This window comes from Flavobacterium sp. N2550 (genome assembly GCF_025947265.1).
Classification (GTDB): Bacteria; Bacteroidota; Bacteroidia; order Flavobacteriales; family Flavobacteriaceae; genus Flavobacterium; species Flavobacterium endophyticum.
The window spans coordinates 2,474,200-2,491,542 of sequence record NZ_CP110007.1; the positions used below are offsets into that span (position 1 = coordinate 2,474,200).

The following is a 17,343-nucleotide window of genomic DNA, read 5'->3' on the forward strand; positions in this document are numbered from 1 at the left end:
CCTGCTAAAGTAACTCTTTTTTCAAGAATTGCGCCGTGTAGCTGTTTTTATTTTTGGCAACTTCTTCCGGCGTTCCTTTGGCAATCAGCTGTCCGCCGCCTTTTCCTCCTTCAGGTCCGATGTCGATAATATAATCGGCGAGCTTGATAACGTCCATGTTGTGTTCGATTATCAGCACCGTATTTCCTTTGTTGACCAACTTGTCGATTACTTCCATCAAGACACGGATATCTTCGAAATGCAATCCCGTTGTTGGTTCATCGAGGATATAAAACGTATTTCCAGTATCTTTTTTAGACAATTCGCCTGCCAGCTTGATTCGCTGTGCTTCACCGCCAGAAAGCGTGGTGCTTTGCTGTCCTAAAGTGATATAACCTAAGCCAACATCTTGTAAAGCCTTTACCTTTCGGTATATTTTTGGTATGTTTTCGAAGAATTCAACTCCTTCGTCAACAGTCATGTTCAATACGTCGGAAATTGATTTTCCTTTGTATCGTATTTCTAGAGTTTCTCTGTTGAAACGCTTTCCTTGGCAGGTTTCGCATTCTACATACACGTCGGGCAAGAAGCTCATTTCTATAGTACGTACGCCAGAACCCTCGCAGGTTTCGCATCTTCCTCCAGAAACGTTAAAGCTGAAACGGCCCGGTTTATAGCCTCGAATCATGGCTTCCGGCGTTTGCGTGAACAAACTCCTGATTTCAGAAAAAACCTCTGTATAAGTAGCTGGATTAGAACGTGGCGTTCTTCCAATTGGCGATTGGTCGATGTCGATAATCTTGTCGATATTCTCTAATCCTTCAATCTTTTTGTAAGGCTGTGGCTTTTTTACGCCGTTGAAAAAGTGAGCGTTTAGGATAGGATAGAGTGTTTCGTTAATTAACGTCGATTTGCCGCTTCCGGAAACTCCTGTCACACAGATTAATTTGCCTAAAGGCAATTCAATTGAGACATTTTTCAAATTATTTCCTGTCGCTCCCGTTAGTTTTAGAGATTTTCCGTTGCCTTCGCGTCGTTTTTTCGGAACAGCGATTTCCATTTCGCCATTTAAATAAGAAGCGGTCAAAGTATGTTCTTTCAAAAGCTCTTTTGGAGTTCCTTTGCTGATGATTTGTCCGCCAAATCGTCCTGCTTTTGGACCGATATCGATAACGTAATCGGCTCTTTCAATCATGTCTTTGTCGTGTTCTACAACAATTACAGAATTTCCGATGTCGCGCAATTGTTCTAAAGAATGGATCAGTTTTTCGTTGTCTCTTTGGTGCAAACCGATACTTGGCTCGTCCAGAATATAAAGTACTCCGACCAATTGTGATCCGATTTGTGTCGCTAAACGGATTCGCTGTGCTTCTCCGCCAGAAAGTGATTTCGAGCTTCGGCTCAATGCGAGGTAATTCAATCCTACGTTGACCAAAAAGCTCAATCTGGATTTGATTTCTTTGACAACTTCGGAAGCAATTTTTCGTTGCTTTTCGGTTAAATCGTTATCCAATTGGTCAAACCAAACGGCTAGGTCAGAAATATCCATATCGGTTAATTCGGCTATGTTTTTTCCGTTTACTTTGAAGTATAATGATTCTTTTTTCAAGCGGGAACCTTCACAAACCGGACATTTTACTTCGTCCATGAATTCTTTTGCCCAACGTCGTATAGTCGTAGAACCGCTTTCGTCGAATTGGTTTTTGATAAAGCTTGAAATTCCTTCGAAGTCAATTTTATAATCTTTTGTAACGCCTAATGTCTTGGACGAAACTTCAAATTTTTCTTTTCCGCCGTGCATGATGACTTCCATGGCTTCTTCGGAAATCTTTTCAATCGGATCCGTTAATTTAAATCCGAATTTCTCTCCGATGATTTCCAGTTGCTTGAAAATCCAAGAGCTTTTGTATTCTCCTAAAGGCGCAAAACCACCTTGCTTGATGGAAAGTTTCGGATTTGGAATGATTTTTTTCATATTGATTTCATTCACGGTTCCCAAGCCGTTGCAATGGTCGCAGGCTCCTTTTGGGGAGTTGAATGAAAAATTATTCGGCTCTGGATTCGGATAGGAAATCCCAGAAGTCGGACACATTAAGTTTCGGCTAAAATAGCGTGCTTCTTGACTGTCTTGGTCAATGATCATCAGGATGTCATCGCCGTGATACATGGCTGTCTTGATACTTTCCGTCAGACGTTTGTCATTTTCGGGCGTATTTTCAATCAGCATTCTGTCGATGACCGTCTCGATATCGTGTGTCTTATAACGGTCTAATTTCATTCCGGCCGTAATGTCCTTGATCTCGCCATTGATTCGGACTTTTAGAAATCCTTGTTTTGAAATTTGTTCAAATAACTCGCGATAATGTCCTTTACGAGAACGGATTATAGGTGCTAAAATATTAATTCTTTTTCCCTCGAATTGTTCAAAAATAAGCTGCTTTATTTGCTCATCGCTGTAGCTGACCATTTTTTCTCCAGTCACATAACTGTAAGCATCGCCGGCTCTGGCATACAACAGACGCAGGAAATCGTAAATTTCGGTAATAGTTCCAACGGTCGAACGCGGACTTTTGCTTGTCGTCTTTTGTTCAATGGCAATTACTGGAGAAAGGCCGTCGATTTTGTCAACATCAGGACGTTCTAAACCGCCAAGAAACTGTCGGGCATAAGCCGAAAAGGTCTCAATATAGCGGCGCTGTCCTTCGGCATAAATTGTGTCGAAGGCCAAAGAAGATTTTCCAGATCCCGAAAGACCCGTAATGACTACGAGTTTTTCACGGGGAATTGTAACGTCAATATTTTTCAGATTGTGGACGCGGGCGCCTAAAACTTCAATCGTATTTTCAGTATCTAGCATAGAATTTTTTGCAAAATGCAAAGGTACGTTTTTGTAATTTATTTTTAGTTAAAGACGAATGTCCAAAACTTAAATTTATGTAAAAAGAAGTAAGGGCTTAGTTTTGCTCTTTGTCAGTAGTTTATGAAAAGAAAAGTTCCTTATTCAATGACCATTTCCTTTAATTTTTTTCTATAGGATTCTAATACGCTGACCTTAGAGATAAATCCAAAATACTTGCCGTTTTTTGTGACTGGAAGCTGCTCCAAATGGGAGTTTTCGAATTTCTCCATCACGAGTTCCATTCCGTCTTCATAAGAAATCACATCAATAGGAGCTTTCATGACTTCAGAAATGGTTGTATATTTTACCCTGAAAGAATTGAATACGATGGGCTTCAGGTCTTCAAAATCAATAATCCCAATCAGCTCATTTTTAGTGTTTACGACCGGAAAAACTTCTTGCTTAGAATTGGAAAGATATTCTACTAGACTCTCGATTTTGTCTTCCAGCTTGACAGTTTTGTATTCGGAATTGATGTGGTCTAAGATGTCGATGTTGGAAAGGATGTTTTTGTCCTTGTCGCTCGTAAAAACATCGCCTTTGTCTGCCAAATGCTTGACGTCCATTGAATGCGTCTCAAACTGCTTGGAAACCGCAAAACTGATGGAAGAAACAATCATCAACGGAACCATAAGGTTGTAGCCTCCGGTAATTTCACCGATAAGGAAGATAGCTGTCAATGGAGCGTGGAAGAGGCCGCTCAAGATTCCGGCCATTCCTACAATCGTAAAATTTCCGACAGGAAGTTCTTTTCCGATTCCTAAAAGATTAAAAAATTTAGCTACGAAAAAACCCAAATAAGAACCTACGAAAAGGGAAGGAGCAAAGTTACCTCCGTTTCCGCCGCTGCCGAGTGTCAATCCTGTAGCATATACTTTCAGAAGCATTGTGATTCCTACGAATAACAACAGTACCCATTCGTTACTTTTATATTCGTCAAGCAATGTATTTTCTAGAAGGACTTGTGGATTCGCGTTAGATAGTGTCTTGATGCTTTCATAACCTTCACCAAAAAGCGTCGGGAAAAAGAAAATCAGTACGGCTAAGATTGATGCTCCAAAGAGCGCTTTTTTATAAGTACTGTTTTTAAATTTTTTGAAAAAACCTTCTATTTTTTGGAAATTTCGGGCATGATAGATGGAGACAAGACCAGCCAAAACTCCCAAAAGGATATAAAATGGAATGTTATGGAAGTCAAACGTTTGCTGTTGCTTGAAGGACAGGAGCACGTCTTCGTTTAAAACAATTGTAGAAATCAAGGCTCCAGTCGCTGCAGAAATCATAATCGGAATAAAAGCTGTAATGGCAACGTCGGTCAGGACTACTTCAATCGCAAATAATACGCCGGCAATGGGCGCGTTAAATGCGGCCGCAATTCCCGCAGCAACGCCACAAGCCAAAAGCAAGATCCTGTCTTTTTGAGAAAGCCTGTATTTTTGGGCAAAGTTGGAACCAAAGGCAGCGCCTGTAATCGTAATCGGCGACTCTAATCCCGCTGAACCTCCAAGTCCAACCGTTAAGGAGCTCGTTATGATTTGTGCATACATTTGCTTTTTTGGGAGAATACCGCCTCTTTTTGCAACGGCATACAAAATTCGAGAACTTCCTTTTTCGAGCTTACCGTCTAAAATATTTTTAATGACAAAAACCGTCAGAAGGATTCCTATTATTGGCAGTATACTATTGATGTAAGGGAGTTTAAGGTAGCCATTGACATACGTAGCAAATACGAAAACGGAGTGGGCAAAGCCTTTCAACACGATTACAGCAAAGGCACAGGAAATTCCAACGACTACGCAGGACAGGTAAATAAAATGTCTTTCGGAAAGGAAATTCTTAAACAAAAAGAACAGCGTTTCTATTTGTCGGAAAATGTTCCTGAAGAATATTTTTATGGGAGACGCTTTTTTGCCTGGCATTTTATATCTGAGAAAAACGATTAGGATTAAAATGCTAAAATACGCCTTTTGTTAAATTTTTAAAGATAAAACTATTATAAAGTTTTAATTTTTTCTGCGACAAAATCTCTCAGTTCTTTGAAAAATAAGGTAAATTCTTGCTCAAATTCAGTATAGAATTCTCGTAATTCTTTTACAGATTCGCCCATCTTTGAAGTGTTTTTGGTACGATAGTCCATTTGCGATAAAATTTTACCGATGCCGTCGATAAACTGATAATTCCACAGCCAGTTGCCGCGTTCCATGTGAGGGAGCATGTTTTGAGTTTTTAGCGTCAGAATGTCGAAATTATCTTCTAACGATTGGTAGAAATTGTTTACAAATACATCTAGTTTTTCATCCGAATAGTGCTTCCAGTTCTTGGCCAAAAAATGGTCGTAGAAAACATCAATGATAACGCCAGAATAATGGCCATATCGTTCGTGCAATCGATGCTTGCTGATTCGAAAAACAGAATGAGCATCCGTAAATGTATCAATAGCACGGTGCAATATGATTCCTTTTTGAATGTCTTCTGGAAAATGTTCGTAGTCTTTCCCGCGAATACCGTCGGCCATAAAACCGCCAATTTTCATGAAATCATTATTTCCGGAAAGATAAATATGGGCTAGAAAATTCATTCGTCTAATTTAGGAATTTTATATTACTTGAGGCGCAATTCATATATTTGCTAACAATTTAAATTTTAGGAACAAAAAAATTAAAATAAAATATGACCTTAATAAAATCAATATCAGGAATCCGAGGCACTATCGGTGGAAAAGTAGGAGATAACCTGACTCCGGTTGATGCTGTAAAATTTGCTTCTGCGTACGGAACTTGGCTGAAAGACTATTCGGAAAAAGACAAACTGACTGTCGTGATTGGCCGTGATGCCCGAATTTCGGGCCCGATGATTCATAATTTGGTCGTGAATACCTTAATCGGATTAGGAATTAATGTTATTGATTTGGGTCTGTCAACTACGCCTACAGTTGAAGTTGCCGTTCCTTTAGAAAAAGCCGATGGTGGAATTATCCTGACAGCAAGCCACAATCCAAAACAATGGAATGCATTGAAATTGCTAAATGAAAAAGGAGAATTCTTAAGCGGAGCTGAAGGCGCTAAAATTCTAGATATTGCCGAAAGAGAAGCTTTTGACTTTTCAGATGTAGATAGTTTGGGAGAAATTATTTCAAATGATGCTTACATGGATATTCACATTGATGAGGTGTTAAATCTTCCTTTAGTTGATGTCGAGGCTGTAAAACAAGCCAAATTTAAAGTTGTTGTTGACGGCGTAAATTCTTCAGGAGGTGTTATCATTCCTAAGCTGTTAGAATTGATGGGTGTTGACGTGGTAAAACTATATTGCGAGCCAAACGGACATTTTCCACACAATCCAGAGCCTCTAAAAGAGCATTTGACGGATATTTCAGAATTGGTCGTAAGTGAAAAAGCAGACTTGGGCGTTGTTGTCGATCCAGATGTAGACCGTCTGGCGTTTATTTCTGAAGACGGAGAAATGTTTGGTGAAGAATATACTTTGGTTGCCGTAGCAGATTATGTCTTGAGCAAGACACCAGGAAATACAGTTTCTAATATGTCGTCTTCACGTGCGTTGCGCGATGTAACAAACAGTCACAAAGGTACTTACGAGGCCAGTGCCGTGGGTGAAGTAAATGTTGTGGAATTGATGAAAAAGAACAATGCGATTATTGGCGGCGAAGGTAACGGCGGCATCATTTATCCAGAACTTCATTACGGCCGTGATTCCTTGGTAGGAGTAGCTTTGTTCTTGACGCATTTGGCAAACAAAAAGATGAAGGTTTCTGAATTGAGAGCTTCGTATCCGGAATATTTCATGAGCAAAAACAAAATAGAATTGACACCGCAGATTGATGTCGATGCCATTTTAGTCGCCATGACAGACAAATATAAGTCAGAAAATATTTCGACAATCGACGGCGTAAAAATTGATTTTGCCGAAAACTGGGTACATTTAAGAAAGTCCAACACAGAACCGATCATCCGAATTTACACTGAAGCCAAAAGCCAGTCAGAAGCGGATGCATTAGCACTAAGAATTATTGAAGAAATCAAAGCCGTAGCCGGAATTTAAATAGATAAAAATGGAAAACCAATCCCAAGAACAGTACAAGCAAGAATCCTATAGAGCAGAACCGTATAGGCAAAATTATAGAAAACAACTTCCAAATGCCACGACCGTACTTGTTTTAGGAATTACTTCGGTAGTTACCTCGTTTTGTTATGGTATTTTCGGAATCATATTGGGCATCATTGCCTTAGTGATTGCGAAAAAAGACATGCAACTGTATCGTGAAAATCCACAGGAATACGACGGATATCAGAACTTAAGCGCTGGAAGAATTTGTGCCATTATCGGATTGTGCATCGGCTCGTTGTTCTTTATTTTTATCATTTTCTATTTTATTTTTGTTGCATCGGTGCTAATCCCTGCGTTTTCAGCCGCAGCAGCGACCTAAAGCTATTCTATTATGAAAAAGTTAACCTTGACATTTGTCTTATTGTTAGTAACGATAGGCGTTTCTGCCCAAAAGTTTACGAAATCAGAACGGAATTTGATTCAGTCTGGAGATACGAAAACGATGCTCAAGGTTATTCAGATAACAGACGAGAAAGAACTAAAAATACTAAAATCAGTTTCAACAGATGTCGACCCGAAAGACGACCTGCTGCCATTGCTAGCGGAACGAATGTTTTTGGCAATGCGAGATCCTGCCAATCCTGGCATCGGAATTGCAGCGCCGCAGGTTGGAATTAATAAAAATGTCATCTGGGTACAGCGTTTTGATAAAGAAGGAGAGCCGTTTGAATTGTATTTCAATCCAAAGATAACTTGGAGTTCGGCTTTGTTGCGAAAAGGAAAAGAAGGCTGTCTTTCTATTCCAGATATTAGCGGCGATGTCTTGAGAAATTACACTATAAAATTAACGTATCTGGATAAAAGCGGAAAGCCTTGCGAAGAAATCATCGAAGGCTTTACTGCTGTTATCTTTCAGCACGAAACCGATCATCTGAAAGGAATTCTTTTTACCGACAGGATGAAAGAACAAGAAAAAATAGAAGTTTCTCCTGTCAGTAATGAGATCAACTTGTTTTTAGAAAAACGTCTCAGAAGACAATAATTCTCGTTATCAAGAATACTTTTTGAAAATGGTACTGGCCGTATGGCCTCCAAAGCCAAAAGTATTGTTCAAGGCGTAATTCACTTTTTTGTTTATAGATTTGCCTAGTACAATATTCAAATCAGCCATAGATTCATCTACATTCTCCGTATTAATGGTTCCTGGAATGATATCGTTTTTTACAGATAACACTGTAATGATGCTTTCGATAGCTCCGGCAGCACCTAACAAATGTCCTGTCATTGATTTTGTTGCACTGATAGCAACTGGATGATTGCCAAAAATTCCTTTAATGGCATTCAATTCACTACTATCGCCTTGTGGCGTTGAGGTTGCATGAGCGTTGATATAATCGATGTCTTTCGCTAAAATTCCCGCTTCGTCCATTGCTTTTTGCATCCCTAGAGAAGCTCCAAAACCATTTTCGGGAGTTCCGGTCAGATGATATGCATCTGCGGCCATACCGCCACCGACGATTTCAGCATAAATTGTCGCGCCTCTTGCGATAGCATGATCAAAATCCTCAAGAATTAGGGCACCGGCACCTTCACCAGCTACAAATCCGTCACGATCTTTGTCAAACGGACGAGAAGCTTTTTGTGGTTCGTCGTTTCTTTTGGATAAGGCTTGAGAAGCATTAAAACCGCCAATAGAAGAAGCCGTGATTGCCGCTTCAGAACCGCCCGCAATCATGATTTTTGCCTTACCTAATCGTATGGTATCAAAAGCGTTGATTATCGCAGTATTAGAAGAAGCACAGGCTGAAACCGTAGCATAATTGGGACCATGAAGCTTGTTTTTAATCGAAATAACGCCGGCTGCAATATCCACAATCATCTTTGGAATAAAAAACGGATTGAAATGCGGCGTGCCATCGCCATTGAAAAATTCTTTCAGCTGTTCTTCAAAAGTAGTGATCCCGCCGTTTCCAGAAGCCCAGATGACGCCAACATCAGAACGTTCTTTTTGCGACATGGCTTCGAAATTCAGTCCAGCATCTTTGATAGCTTGATCGGATGCGGCGACGGCATATTGCGTAAACAAGTCATATTTCTTGAGTTCTTTGCGGTCCATATAGTCTTCGGGATTGAAATCTTTGACTTCGCATCCGAACTGGGTCTTGAACTTTGAAACATCAAATTTTGTCAGCTTGGCAGCGCCGCTTTTTCCGTCTATGATATTCTTCCAAAATTCATCAACTGAATTTCCCAAAGGCGTTATGGCGCCAAGGCCTGTTATAACTACTCGTTTCATTTGTTTTTTGTTTTAGTGTCGGCAGGAATACTTTCCTTAAAAAGTGTTTCTACCAATTGTTCTATTTTTGGAGCAATCAGCAAGATAGCAGGAATTGCGATGACATAAGCCAGCATCCATGATTTGATCCAAATCGTAAAGAAATTTTCTGTAAAACCTACATTTATGGAAATGAGCAAAAACGAAATAATACATGTCGTTACTATTCCCATAATCATCGCAAATGCTATTTTCTTCTTTTTCATGTTTATTTTATGTCCGTCTTCAATAGGTTGGTATAGCCTTTTGCCAGCAATTTAGTTTTGTCTTTGTTCCAGATTTCACATTGTGCATTTACGATCGTCTTTCCTTTTTTGTTGATGGCTGTTTCTGAGATAATTACGTCGTTTTCTTTTGCAGATGCAAAATAATCAATCACATTATTGATGGTAACGTAAAAATGCGGCTCGCCATACGAAATCAGCGTGGCGCCTATGGCATCGTCGATTATGGCACCGATGACACCACCATGCATGGTACCGAAAGGATTAGTCATTTCTTTTCGGATCGTGTATTCAAAGGAAAGTTTTCCTTCTTCTACCGAAACCATTTTAGGCTTGAGCCAGTTCATGAATGGGGAAGGAGACTGTGTGACTTCCTTCCCGATATGCTGTTTTAAAAAATGAAAAGCTTCGTTATTCATCTAACTGTTTTTAGGATCGTGAATTCATTGCCAGCAAGGCATCTTTAGGAGAAGCAAGCGAAAGCTGGTAAATGTCTGCAGTCTGTCCAACGTGGATTTCAAAGTGATTTTCTTTGAAAGCATTCAACAAATCTTGCGCGACAACTTCTGGGCTGATTCCGTTTTCGCCGCCGATTTCTTTTGAAAATTCGGTATTTACCAAAGGAGGCATTATTTCATACACTTGTGTCGAAAAAGAACTTCTTTCCAAAGCAATTCTCAACGAAAGCGTGTAGGAATGCAAGGCCGCTTTACTAGCAGAATACGAAATTAAAACTTTATTTGGCGCAAAAGCGACTATTGATGAGACGTTTACTATTGCTGCTTCTGGTTGGGAATTTAAAACAGGAAGCAGTTTTTCAGTTAATCTTACAATAGAAAGGTAATTGGTATTTATTTCGTCTGAAGCTTTTGAAAAGGCATCTGCATTGGGAGCCAATATATCATAATAAGAAGCGTTTCCAGCGTTGTTTATCAAAACATTAAGATTTGGAAAATCTTTTGTGATTTTTTGCACCAAACTGTTTACGTCTTCTTCTTTGGTAATATCGGCCGCAATGGCTGTGACATTTGTAAGCTGTGAAGCTGCTTTTTTAAGCTTTTCTTCGCTTCTTCCGGTGATAATGACATGGTTGTCGTTTTGAGAAAATAATTTAGCGATTTCGAATCCGATTCCTGAACCGCCGCCGGTAACTAAAATTGTGTTTTTACTTGTTTTCATTTTGTTTTTGTATTTATTTTATACCAATCGGTATATTTTTAATTAAAAAAAATTATAATTCGTTTATTAGTTTTCGCAACGAAAGCATTAATGTCTTGAGATAATTGACCTTTCCTGTTAGTTTTGCAACCATTACTGTGCCTTCGATAATAGAAAGTATCAACAAAGCTGTTTCTTCTGGATCGGTATCAGGCTTAAATTCTTTATTGTCGATGCCTTTTTGTATAAGATGCATGAGACTGTCTTTCCATACTAAAATTGCTTTCTTGGCTGCTTCTTTTAACAGTGGATGCGTATCATCGGCTTCAATAGCTGTATTCATTATCGGACAGCCGCCGTCGATGAAATGTTTGGAAAAGAATTGCTCATACAATTCTGGATAGGTAAGGAGCTTGTCTTTGTAACTACTTTTTTTGCTGATCTCCAATGTAAAGAGATTCTGCATTTTCTTTTTATTGTGCTCAAATACTTCCAATGCGACTTCATCCTTATTTTTGAAATTGCCATAGATGCTGCCTTTCGTAAGCCCGGTTGCTTCCGTGATATCATTCATAGAAGTGCCAGCATAACCTTTAATATTAAAGATTGGTGCTGTCTTTTCGATAATGTATGATCTGGTTTTTTCTGCCTTGCCCATGATGATAGTCAAATAACACCGCAAAGTTAAATATACCAATTGGTATTATTTGTTAATGTTTGATTAAAGTTTTGAATTATTCTGCTTGGTCTATTTTTGGAATACAGATTTCCTCTTGAAACTTAAGGAATTTAGTAGGCGAGAGGCCTAGATAATGCTTAAAATCATGAATGAGCTGGCTTTGGTCATAGTAGCCACAAGTTTCGACAATAGCAATCCAATCTGCTTTTTTTGAAGTTTCTGTCGTTTCGTTTAGCAGTTCTAACGCTTTTATGAAGCGCCTGTAGCGATTGATTTCTTTCGCACTAAAGCCCAAATATTTTTTAAAATTAAGCTGTATGTTTCTTTCGCTTTGGTTGGTTTTGTCGGCAATAGCCTTGATAGGATTCAGATTTTCTTCATCAAAATTGCTAATGCTTTCATAACCAAGCTCTCTATTTTTAAGGTAAGGCCGGCTAAAATCAAGAATGGAAGCCACTTTTTCCTCAGCCGAAATTCTATCTTTTAAAGAATGCCACAAAAGCGTAAAGCAATTTTCGTCAACCAAATCATCGGGATGTACCGGAATCGTGTCTGAAATCAATGACAATCCAAAAAAACGATAAAAGGCATCGCCTTTGAAATTTGCAACCAGTATTTCTGAGCTCGCAGGCAATACATACTCGATTGGCTGACGGATCGGGCCTAAAACGAGGCACTTTTCAATTGTAATTGTTGTCTGTTTCTTAGTTGTTAGTGACGCTTTTTCGCCAAAACAGAAGACTAGGATAGTCTGATAAGTCGGGAACAAAGTCTTATGGATTGGTGTTTCCCCCGTATTTTTAGCCGAATAGAAATAGGAAAACACATCTTCAAATTCTGATGGGACAGGAATCTTATTTTCAATATACGTGCTTTCTTTTTCCATAGAAGATAATTTCAAAACAAAGATAGCCGCATTAGGTCGAAAGGAACGGGATACTCCAAAATAATCACCCAAAGAACAGAATTGTTTGAATTTTGCAAGTTTTGCTTTGCTCTACGCAATAACTGCGCTCGATTGCTGCCCTAATTTTGCCTTATCAAATTTAAACAAAATCATTAATCATTTAAAACTATCAAAATCATGGAAAATTCAAATCAAAAAGTATGGTATATCACAGGAGCTTCAAAAGGACTAGGTCTGGCTCTTGCAAAACAATTATTAAGTGAGGGCAAGAAAGTAGCGGCAACCTCAAGAAGCCTAGAAGACCTTAAGGAAGCAGTAGGCGAAAACGAAAACTTTCTGCCGTTGGCCGTAAATATTCTTAGTGAAGAAAGTGTTGAAGAAAGTATCAAAAATACAGTAGAACGCTTTGGCAGCATTGACGTCGTAGTGAACAATGCTGGATATGGATTGGCAGGAGCGCTAGAAGAATTGACAGATGCCGAAACAAGACAAAACTTCGACGTGAATGTTTTCGGTTCGTTGAACGTAATTCGAAAAGTATTGCCTTATCTACGCAAGCAACAATCAGGGCATATTTTTAACGTATCGTCAATCGGCGGATTTACTGGATCTTTTCCTGGCTTCGGAATCTATTGCGCAACTAAGTTTGCAGTTCAGGGCTTTACCGAATCTTTAGCGGAAGAAGTAAAAGATTTCGGAATCAAAGCGACAATCGTTTCTCCAGGATATTTTAGGACCAATTTCTTAAACGACTCTTCTCTGAATGTGCCTAAAAACCAGCTTCAAGAGTATAAAACGGTTAGGGATGTCCAAGCGGCTCACGAAAACGAAATCAATGGAAACCAGCAAGGAGATCCGCAAAAAGCGGCATTGGCTTTCATCAAGACAGCAGAGATGCAAAACCCTCCAGTACATTTATTTTTAGGCCAAGACGCTTACGATATGGCGGAGGTCAAAATACAGGCAGTGAGAAATAACATGGAGGCCGTAAGAGAATTTGCGACAGCAACAGGATACGAAATCTAGGCAATAGCGCCAGCTCCTCACGTCTGAAGTAAACTTCAAGGACGGCATCCTCTTACCTCGCAACAATTAAATTAAAAGAACAAAAAGTAAGCAGTATGAAAACAGATAAAATTTGGTATGTAACAGGAGCCTCGAAAGGACTTGGGCTCACGCTGGTTAAAAAGCTATTGGCAACTGGCTATAAAGTTGCCGCAACCTCAAGAAACAGTGCTACATTGAGCGCTGCCGTAGGCGCAGAGAATTCAGAAAATTTCTTACCTTTGGAAGTAGATTTGATCAATGAAATGTCTGTGGCTGAATCGATTAAAAAAACACAAGAAGTCTTCGGAAAGATAGATGTTATTGTGAACAATGCCGGATACGGAATAGGAGGAGCTATCGAGGAATTAGCCCAAGAAGAAATAGCTGAAGCCTTCAATATCAACGTATTCGGAACAATAAACGTGATCAAGTATGCGATGCCTTATTTGAGAACACAACGTTCGGGCTATATTATCAACATTTCGTCCATAGCCGGATTTGCTCCAGCAACTGGCTGGTCGATCTATGCAGCGGCAAAACACGCGATAATCGGATTGTCAGAGTCCCTGGCAGATGACGTACGATCTTTGGGAACAAAAGTCACCGCCATTGCACCGGGCGCGTTCAGGACGCAATTTTTGACAAAAGAATCCTTGGTATTTGCCAAAAACGCAATTGATGATTACGAAGATGTTCATGCTTCTCACGACAGGTTCCGAAATATGAATGGCACGCAGTTGGGAGATCCTGAAAAAGCGGCACAAGTAATGATTGATTTGGCTGAAAGTGAAAACCCTCCTGTCCGATTATATCTAGGAAGCGATGCCTATAGAAGGGCGGCCGCTAAAATGGGAACACTTTCTTCGATGCTCGAAGACTGGAAAGATACCAGCCTTTCGACAGACTTTAACTAACGGCTGTTTGAATTTTACAGCTATAATAATTCTCATTATAACATGCCAAGCCTGCGAAAATCAGGTCTTGGCATAAATGAAAAATAGAAATCATGGCAAAAATAGAAACAATTGAAGATTTTTATAAAAAGAAATTCGACTACTTGCCGGACAACCTGCAAGATTTAGGACATTTCAATGTCTTCCGTACCGAAGACTGCTATAAAGATGGCGTGCTTATTCCGGTAAGCTATACGCGAAGAGATTTTTATAAGATCAGCCTTGCCCGTGGGAAAAATGTGTTCCATTATGCCGACAAGAGCCTTGAAGTGGATGGGACAGCGCTTATTTTCTTCAACCCTCAAGTTCCGTATACGGTTGAGTCGTTATCGGCTGAGAAGAGCGGTTTCTTCTGTATTTTCAAAGAAGCTTTTTTCACAGAATCACTTAGAAATAGTATTACGAACCTGCCAATGTTCAAGATTGGAGGAAAACCGGCGTACATTCTGAATGAAGAGCAAGACAAGCAGATAAGCGATATTTTTACCCGAATGATTGATGAGATCAATTCTGATTATATCTACAAATACGACCTGCTTCGGAATTATGTAACCGAAATGATTCACGGTGCCATGAAAATAGAACCGTCGGAAAAACTCTATCAGCATCCCGATGCAAATTCAAGGATAACCTCTGTCTTCACAGAACTGCTTGAAAGACAATTTCCTATTGAATCGCCTTCACAGCGGTTTTCGATGCGTTCTGCCAAAGATTTTGCAGAAAAGCTCTATGTGCACGTAAACCATCTCAACAGAGCCATAAAATTAACGACAGGAAAGACGACAACCGACCTTATCTCACAGCGACTGGCCAGCGAAGCCCAAGCTTTGTTAAAACATACAGACTGGAATATTTCGGAAATCAGCTACTGTTTGGGTTTTGAAGAACCCGCCCATTTCAATAATTTTTTCAAAAAACAGATACAGATGGCACCTTCGGTCTATCGGTCTGCATAACTCTAACCACTAATCATAGAAAAGCCATTCCTCAAGGAACGGCTTTTTTTATATAAATTGATTCTATAAGGTACAAAAGAAATCGCCATCCTTAAGATGGCGATTAATAAATTCTAAACTGAAATCAAGAAAGTATCCCTATTCATGTTTGATGTGTGATACTGCCAGTAAGTCCTCAATACATGCTGAAGCACTTTTTTCATCTTCTCGTAGTCGTTCGGCTTTTTAATATACACATTTGCTCCGAGCATAAAGGTTTCTTCCTGGTCCTGTTCCGAAGATGATGTCGAATAAATTGCAATACTAGTATCTGCATATCGATTGTCACTACGTATTTTGCTAAGGCAGTCAATTCCAGACATGACAGGCATGTTAAGGTCAAGAAAGATGATGTCAGGACTTTCGCATTCTTCGTCGTTCAAATAATTCATCAAATCCTTCCCATTGGAGAAAAAAACAAGATTGTAATTCTCATTGATTTCATTGATAGCCTCTCTAAATAAGCTGCATTCATCCGCGTCATCGTCGGCCAACACAATGTTAATCTTCTCTTCGAATAGTCTCATACTTAATACTAAATTTTAGGTTTAAAATTAATTACAAGCAAAATTCAAATTACGTTTGTTACTCAAATTTAAAAAACGAAAACCCCAAAAACGACTGTTTGGCTTTAATTTAACGTATCAAAAATGTCGTAAGATATAAATCCTCTTAGCAATTGTATAATGCTTTTTTGCGAGAAATAACCGAAATTAGCTAGAGTTGGATTTTTGTAAATAATTAGCAGTCAGTGCTTAATAGCCGATAAGCTGCTAAACCTAAAAAAGAACAAGATGGTTGCAGTATGCCAGTTTAAGATGCCAGAAAAATTAGAAATCGCAGGAAAAAACCTAGACGATATAAGCACAAAAAGCATTATCGATAAGATAATAGAAAGCCTAAAGTCGGGTAAGGCCGAATTGTACCGTGTCGAATCGTTCTGCGATATCGAAAGCCAGGCGAATGCCGAAAAAGAAGACGAAAAAGAATCCGAAACCTTTTTTGAAATTATCCTTATCCTTGACGAACACCAGATTCAAGACTATAAGATATACGATGCCCTTATCATTGACAAGGCCTTGCAATGTTTCCAGAACGATGAAAATTATATCTCCCGCTACTGGGTGAACGGAAACCAAGAATACATCGGCTTTGAAACCGAATTCTAATAAAAAGAAAACCCCAAAGCCATGCCTCGGGGTTTTTAAAACCAAACCATCTTACTTATTCCAGATAGCCAAAACGACCTAAGTTAAAGTCATTAAAAGCCTGTATAATTTCTTGTTGCGTATTCATCACAAAAGGACCATGGGCAGCTATAGGCTCGTTAATAGGTTCTCCGCTCAAGATTAATACTACGGCATCTTCTAGCGCTTCAACAGTAAATTCTTCTCCTTCGTTGGCAAACAATACAAAATTATCTGTCGGTACTTGTTCGCTGCCGTTTACTTTTATGCTTCCTTCGATGACCAAAAGCGCAGTATTGTATGTTGCTGGAAAATTAAAGGAAGCCGTTGCGCCCTTATGCAGCTTAGCATTAAGCAAACCTACGGGAGTAAATGTAGAAGCTGTTCCTGAAACACCATTGTAGTTTCCGGCGATTACTTCTACCAATCCGCCGCCCTCAGGCAGTTCGTACTTATTGATTTCGCTATTCGTAATTCCTTGGTATTTCGGTGCCGACATCTTGTCTTTTACCGGCAGGTTCACCCAAAGCTGAACCATCTGAAAATCGCCTCCTGCTTTGCTGAACTGCTCTTCATGATATTCTTTGTGCAAGATGCCCGAAGCAGCCGTCATCCACTGTACGTCGCCTTCGCCAATAACACCGCTATTTCCAGCACTGTCATGATGGGCTACTTTTCCTTTATAGGCAATGGTAACCGTCTCAAAACCTCGGTGCGGATGCACGCCAACGCCTCTCAGTTCATTAGTCGGAGGAAAATGAAACTTAGAATTGTAGTCCATCATGATAAATGGGCTCATGCGCTGCATGCTCAAAGATGCGCCCGATGGAATAAAATTATGTACCCTGAAACCGTCGCCAACCATATGAGGAGCAGGCGGTGCTATGATTCTTTCTATCTTTTTTGTTGTCATGA

18 protein-coding genes are annotated in these 17,343 nt (G+C 39.6%); 7 read left to right on the top strand and 11 right to left on the bottom strand.

Annotated elements, in window-relative coordinates; genetic code table 11:
- Window positions 1-4: 4 nt before the first annotated feature.
- The 3 genes from uvrA to OLM56_RS10905 all read right to left on the bottom strand — a co-directional run bounded on the left by uvrA (window position 5) and on the right by OLM56_RS10905 (window position 5,456).
- Window positions 5-2,836, bottom strand: a complete 2,832-nt coding sequence (gene uvrA / locus OLM56_RS10895) for an excinuclease ABC subunit UvrA (protein ID WP_264526978.1) — start codon at window positions 2,834-2,836, stop codon at window positions 5-7.
- A 140-nt stretch (window positions 2,837-2,976) separates the two neighbouring features.
- Complete coding sequence (locus OLM56_RS10900) at window positions 2,977-4,797, bottom strand: chloride channel protein (protein WP_264526979.1); 1,821 nt, start codon at window positions 4,795-4,797, stop codon at window positions 2,977-2,979.
- A 74-nt stretch (window positions 4,798-4,871) separates the two neighbouring features.
- On the bottom strand, window positions 4,872-5,456 hold the full coding sequence (locus OLM56_RS10905; RefSeq protein WP_121376426.1) for an ACP phosphodiesterase: 585 nt from the start codon (window positions 5,454-5,456) through the stop codon (window positions 4,872-4,874).
- Between the two features lie 92 nt (window positions 5,457-5,548).
- On the opposite strand from OLM56_RS10905, the gene glmM reads away from it, so the two are divergent.
- From glmM to def, 3 genes are read left to right on the top strand one after another with little or no spacing between them, the layout of a single operon-like run.
- Window positions 5,549-6,937 carry a phosphoglucosamine mutase gene (gene glmM, locus OLM56_RS10910; RefSeq protein ID WP_264526980.1) on the top strand — a complete coding sequence of 463 codons (1,389 nt, stop codon included), beginning with the start codon at window positions 5,549-5,551 and terminating at the stop codon, window positions 6,935-6,937.
- Between the two features lie 10 nt (window positions 6,938-6,947).
- Window positions 6,948-7,322 carry a CCC motif membrane protein gene (locus tag OLM56_RS10915; protein WP_264526981.1) on the top strand — a complete coding sequence of 125 codons (375 nt, stop codon included), beginning with the start codon at window positions 6,948-6,950 and terminating at the stop codon, window positions 7,320-7,322.
- 12 nt (window positions 7,323-7,334) lie between these two features.
- The gene (gene def, locus OLM56_RS10920) at window positions 7,335-7,985 is read left to right on the top strand and encodes a peptide deformylase (protein ID WP_264526982.1); all 651 of its coding nucleotides are present in this window, start codon (window positions 7,335-7,337) and stop codon (window positions 7,983-7,985) included.
- Between the two features lie 9 nt (window positions 7,986-7,994).
- Here the strand turns inward: def and fabF are convergent, their stop codons facing one another.
- The 6 genes from fabF to OLM56_RS10950 all read right to left on the bottom strand — a co-directional run bounded on the left by fabF (window position 7,995) and on the right by OLM56_RS10950 (window position 12,225).
- Entirely contained in the window at window positions 7,995-9,239 is a 1,245-nt protein-coding gene (gene fabF / locus OLM56_RS10925; protein WP_264526983.1) for a beta-ketoacyl-ACP synthase II, read from the bottom strand.
- Window positions 9,236-9,484 (bottom strand): DUF2798 domain-containing protein, encoded by a 249-nt coding sequence (locus OLM56_RS10930; RefSeq protein ID WP_211331192.1) that lies wholly within the window; start codon window positions 9,482-9,484, stop codon window positions 9,236-9,238. The genes fabF and OLM56_RS10930 overlap by 4 nt, the downstream gene beginning before the upstream one ends.
- Before the next feature lie 2 nt (window positions 9,485-9,486).
- Complete coding sequence (locus OLM56_RS10935) at window positions 9,487-9,921, bottom strand: PaaI family thioesterase (RefSeq protein ID WP_264526984.1); 435 nt, start codon at window positions 9,919-9,921, stop codon at window positions 9,487-9,489.
- A gap of 10 nt (window positions 9,922-9,931) precedes the next feature.
- Window positions 9,932-10,681: an SDR family oxidoreductase gene (locus tag OLM56_RS10940; protein ID WP_264526985.1), complete on the bottom strand. Its 750-nt coding sequence runs from the start codon at window positions 10,679-10,681 to the stop codon at window positions 9,932-9,934.
- Between the two features lie 52 nt (window positions 10,682-10,733).
- Window positions 10,734-11,330, bottom strand: coding sequence for a TetR/AcrR family transcriptional regulator (locus tag OLM56_RS10945; protein ID WP_264526986.1), 597 nt, complete (start codon window positions 11,328-11,330; stop codon window positions 10,734-10,736).
- 64 nt (window positions 11,331-11,394) lie between these two features.
- Entirely contained in the window at window positions 11,395-12,225 is an 831-nt protein-coding gene (locus tag OLM56_RS10950; RefSeq protein ID WP_264526987.1) for a helix-turn-helix domain-containing protein, read from the bottom strand.
- Window positions 12,226-12,423: 198 nt separating this feature from the next.
- On the opposite strand from OLM56_RS10950, the gene OLM56_RS10955 reads away from it, so the two are divergent.
- The 3 genes from OLM56_RS10955 (at window position 12,424) to OLM56_RS10965 (ending at window position 15,202) form a co-directional block, all read left to right on the top strand.
- Window positions 12,424-13,272 (top strand): SDR family oxidoreductase, encoded by an 849-nt coding sequence (locus OLM56_RS10955; protein ID WP_264526988.1) that lies wholly within the window; start codon window positions 12,424-12,426, stop codon window positions 13,270-13,272.
- Window positions 13,273-13,367: 95 nt separating this feature from the next.
- A complete protein-coding gene (locus OLM56_RS10960) occupies window positions 13,368-14,207 on the top strand; it encodes an SDR family NAD(P)-dependent oxidoreductase (RefSeq protein WP_264526989.1) in 840 nt (279 codons plus the stop codon).
- Between the two features lie 92 nt (window positions 14,208-14,299).
- Window positions 14,300-15,202, top strand: coding sequence for a helix-turn-helix domain-containing protein (locus tag OLM56_RS10965; RefSeq protein WP_121376415.1), 903 nt, complete (start codon window positions 14,300-14,302; stop codon window positions 15,200-15,202).
- A 113-nt stretch (window positions 15,203-15,315) separates the two neighbouring features.
- On the opposite strand, the gene OLM56_RS10970 is transcribed toward OLM56_RS10965, so the two are convergent.
- Window positions 15,316-15,768 carry a response regulator gene (locus OLM56_RS10970; RefSeq protein ID WP_264526990.1) on the bottom strand — a complete coding sequence of 151 codons (453 nt, stop codon included), beginning with the start codon at window positions 15,766-15,768 and terminating at the stop codon, window positions 15,316-15,318.
- Window positions 15,769-16,035: 267 nt separating this feature from the next.
- Here OLM56_RS10970 and OLM56_RS10975 point away from each other — a divergent pair, with 267 nt between their 5' ends.
- Window positions 16,036-16,410, top strand: coding sequence for a hypothetical protein (locus tag OLM56_RS10975; RefSeq protein WP_264526991.1), 375 nt, complete (start codon window positions 16,036-16,038; stop codon window positions 16,408-16,410).
- A 55-nt stretch (window positions 16,411-16,465) separates the two neighbouring features.
- On the opposite strand, the gene OLM56_RS10980 is transcribed toward OLM56_RS10975, so the two are convergent.
- Entirely contained in the window at window positions 16,466-17,341 is an 876-nt protein-coding gene (locus OLM56_RS10980) for a pirin family protein (RefSeq protein WP_264526992.1), read from the bottom strand.
- Window positions 17,342-17,343: the final 2 nt, after the last annotated feature.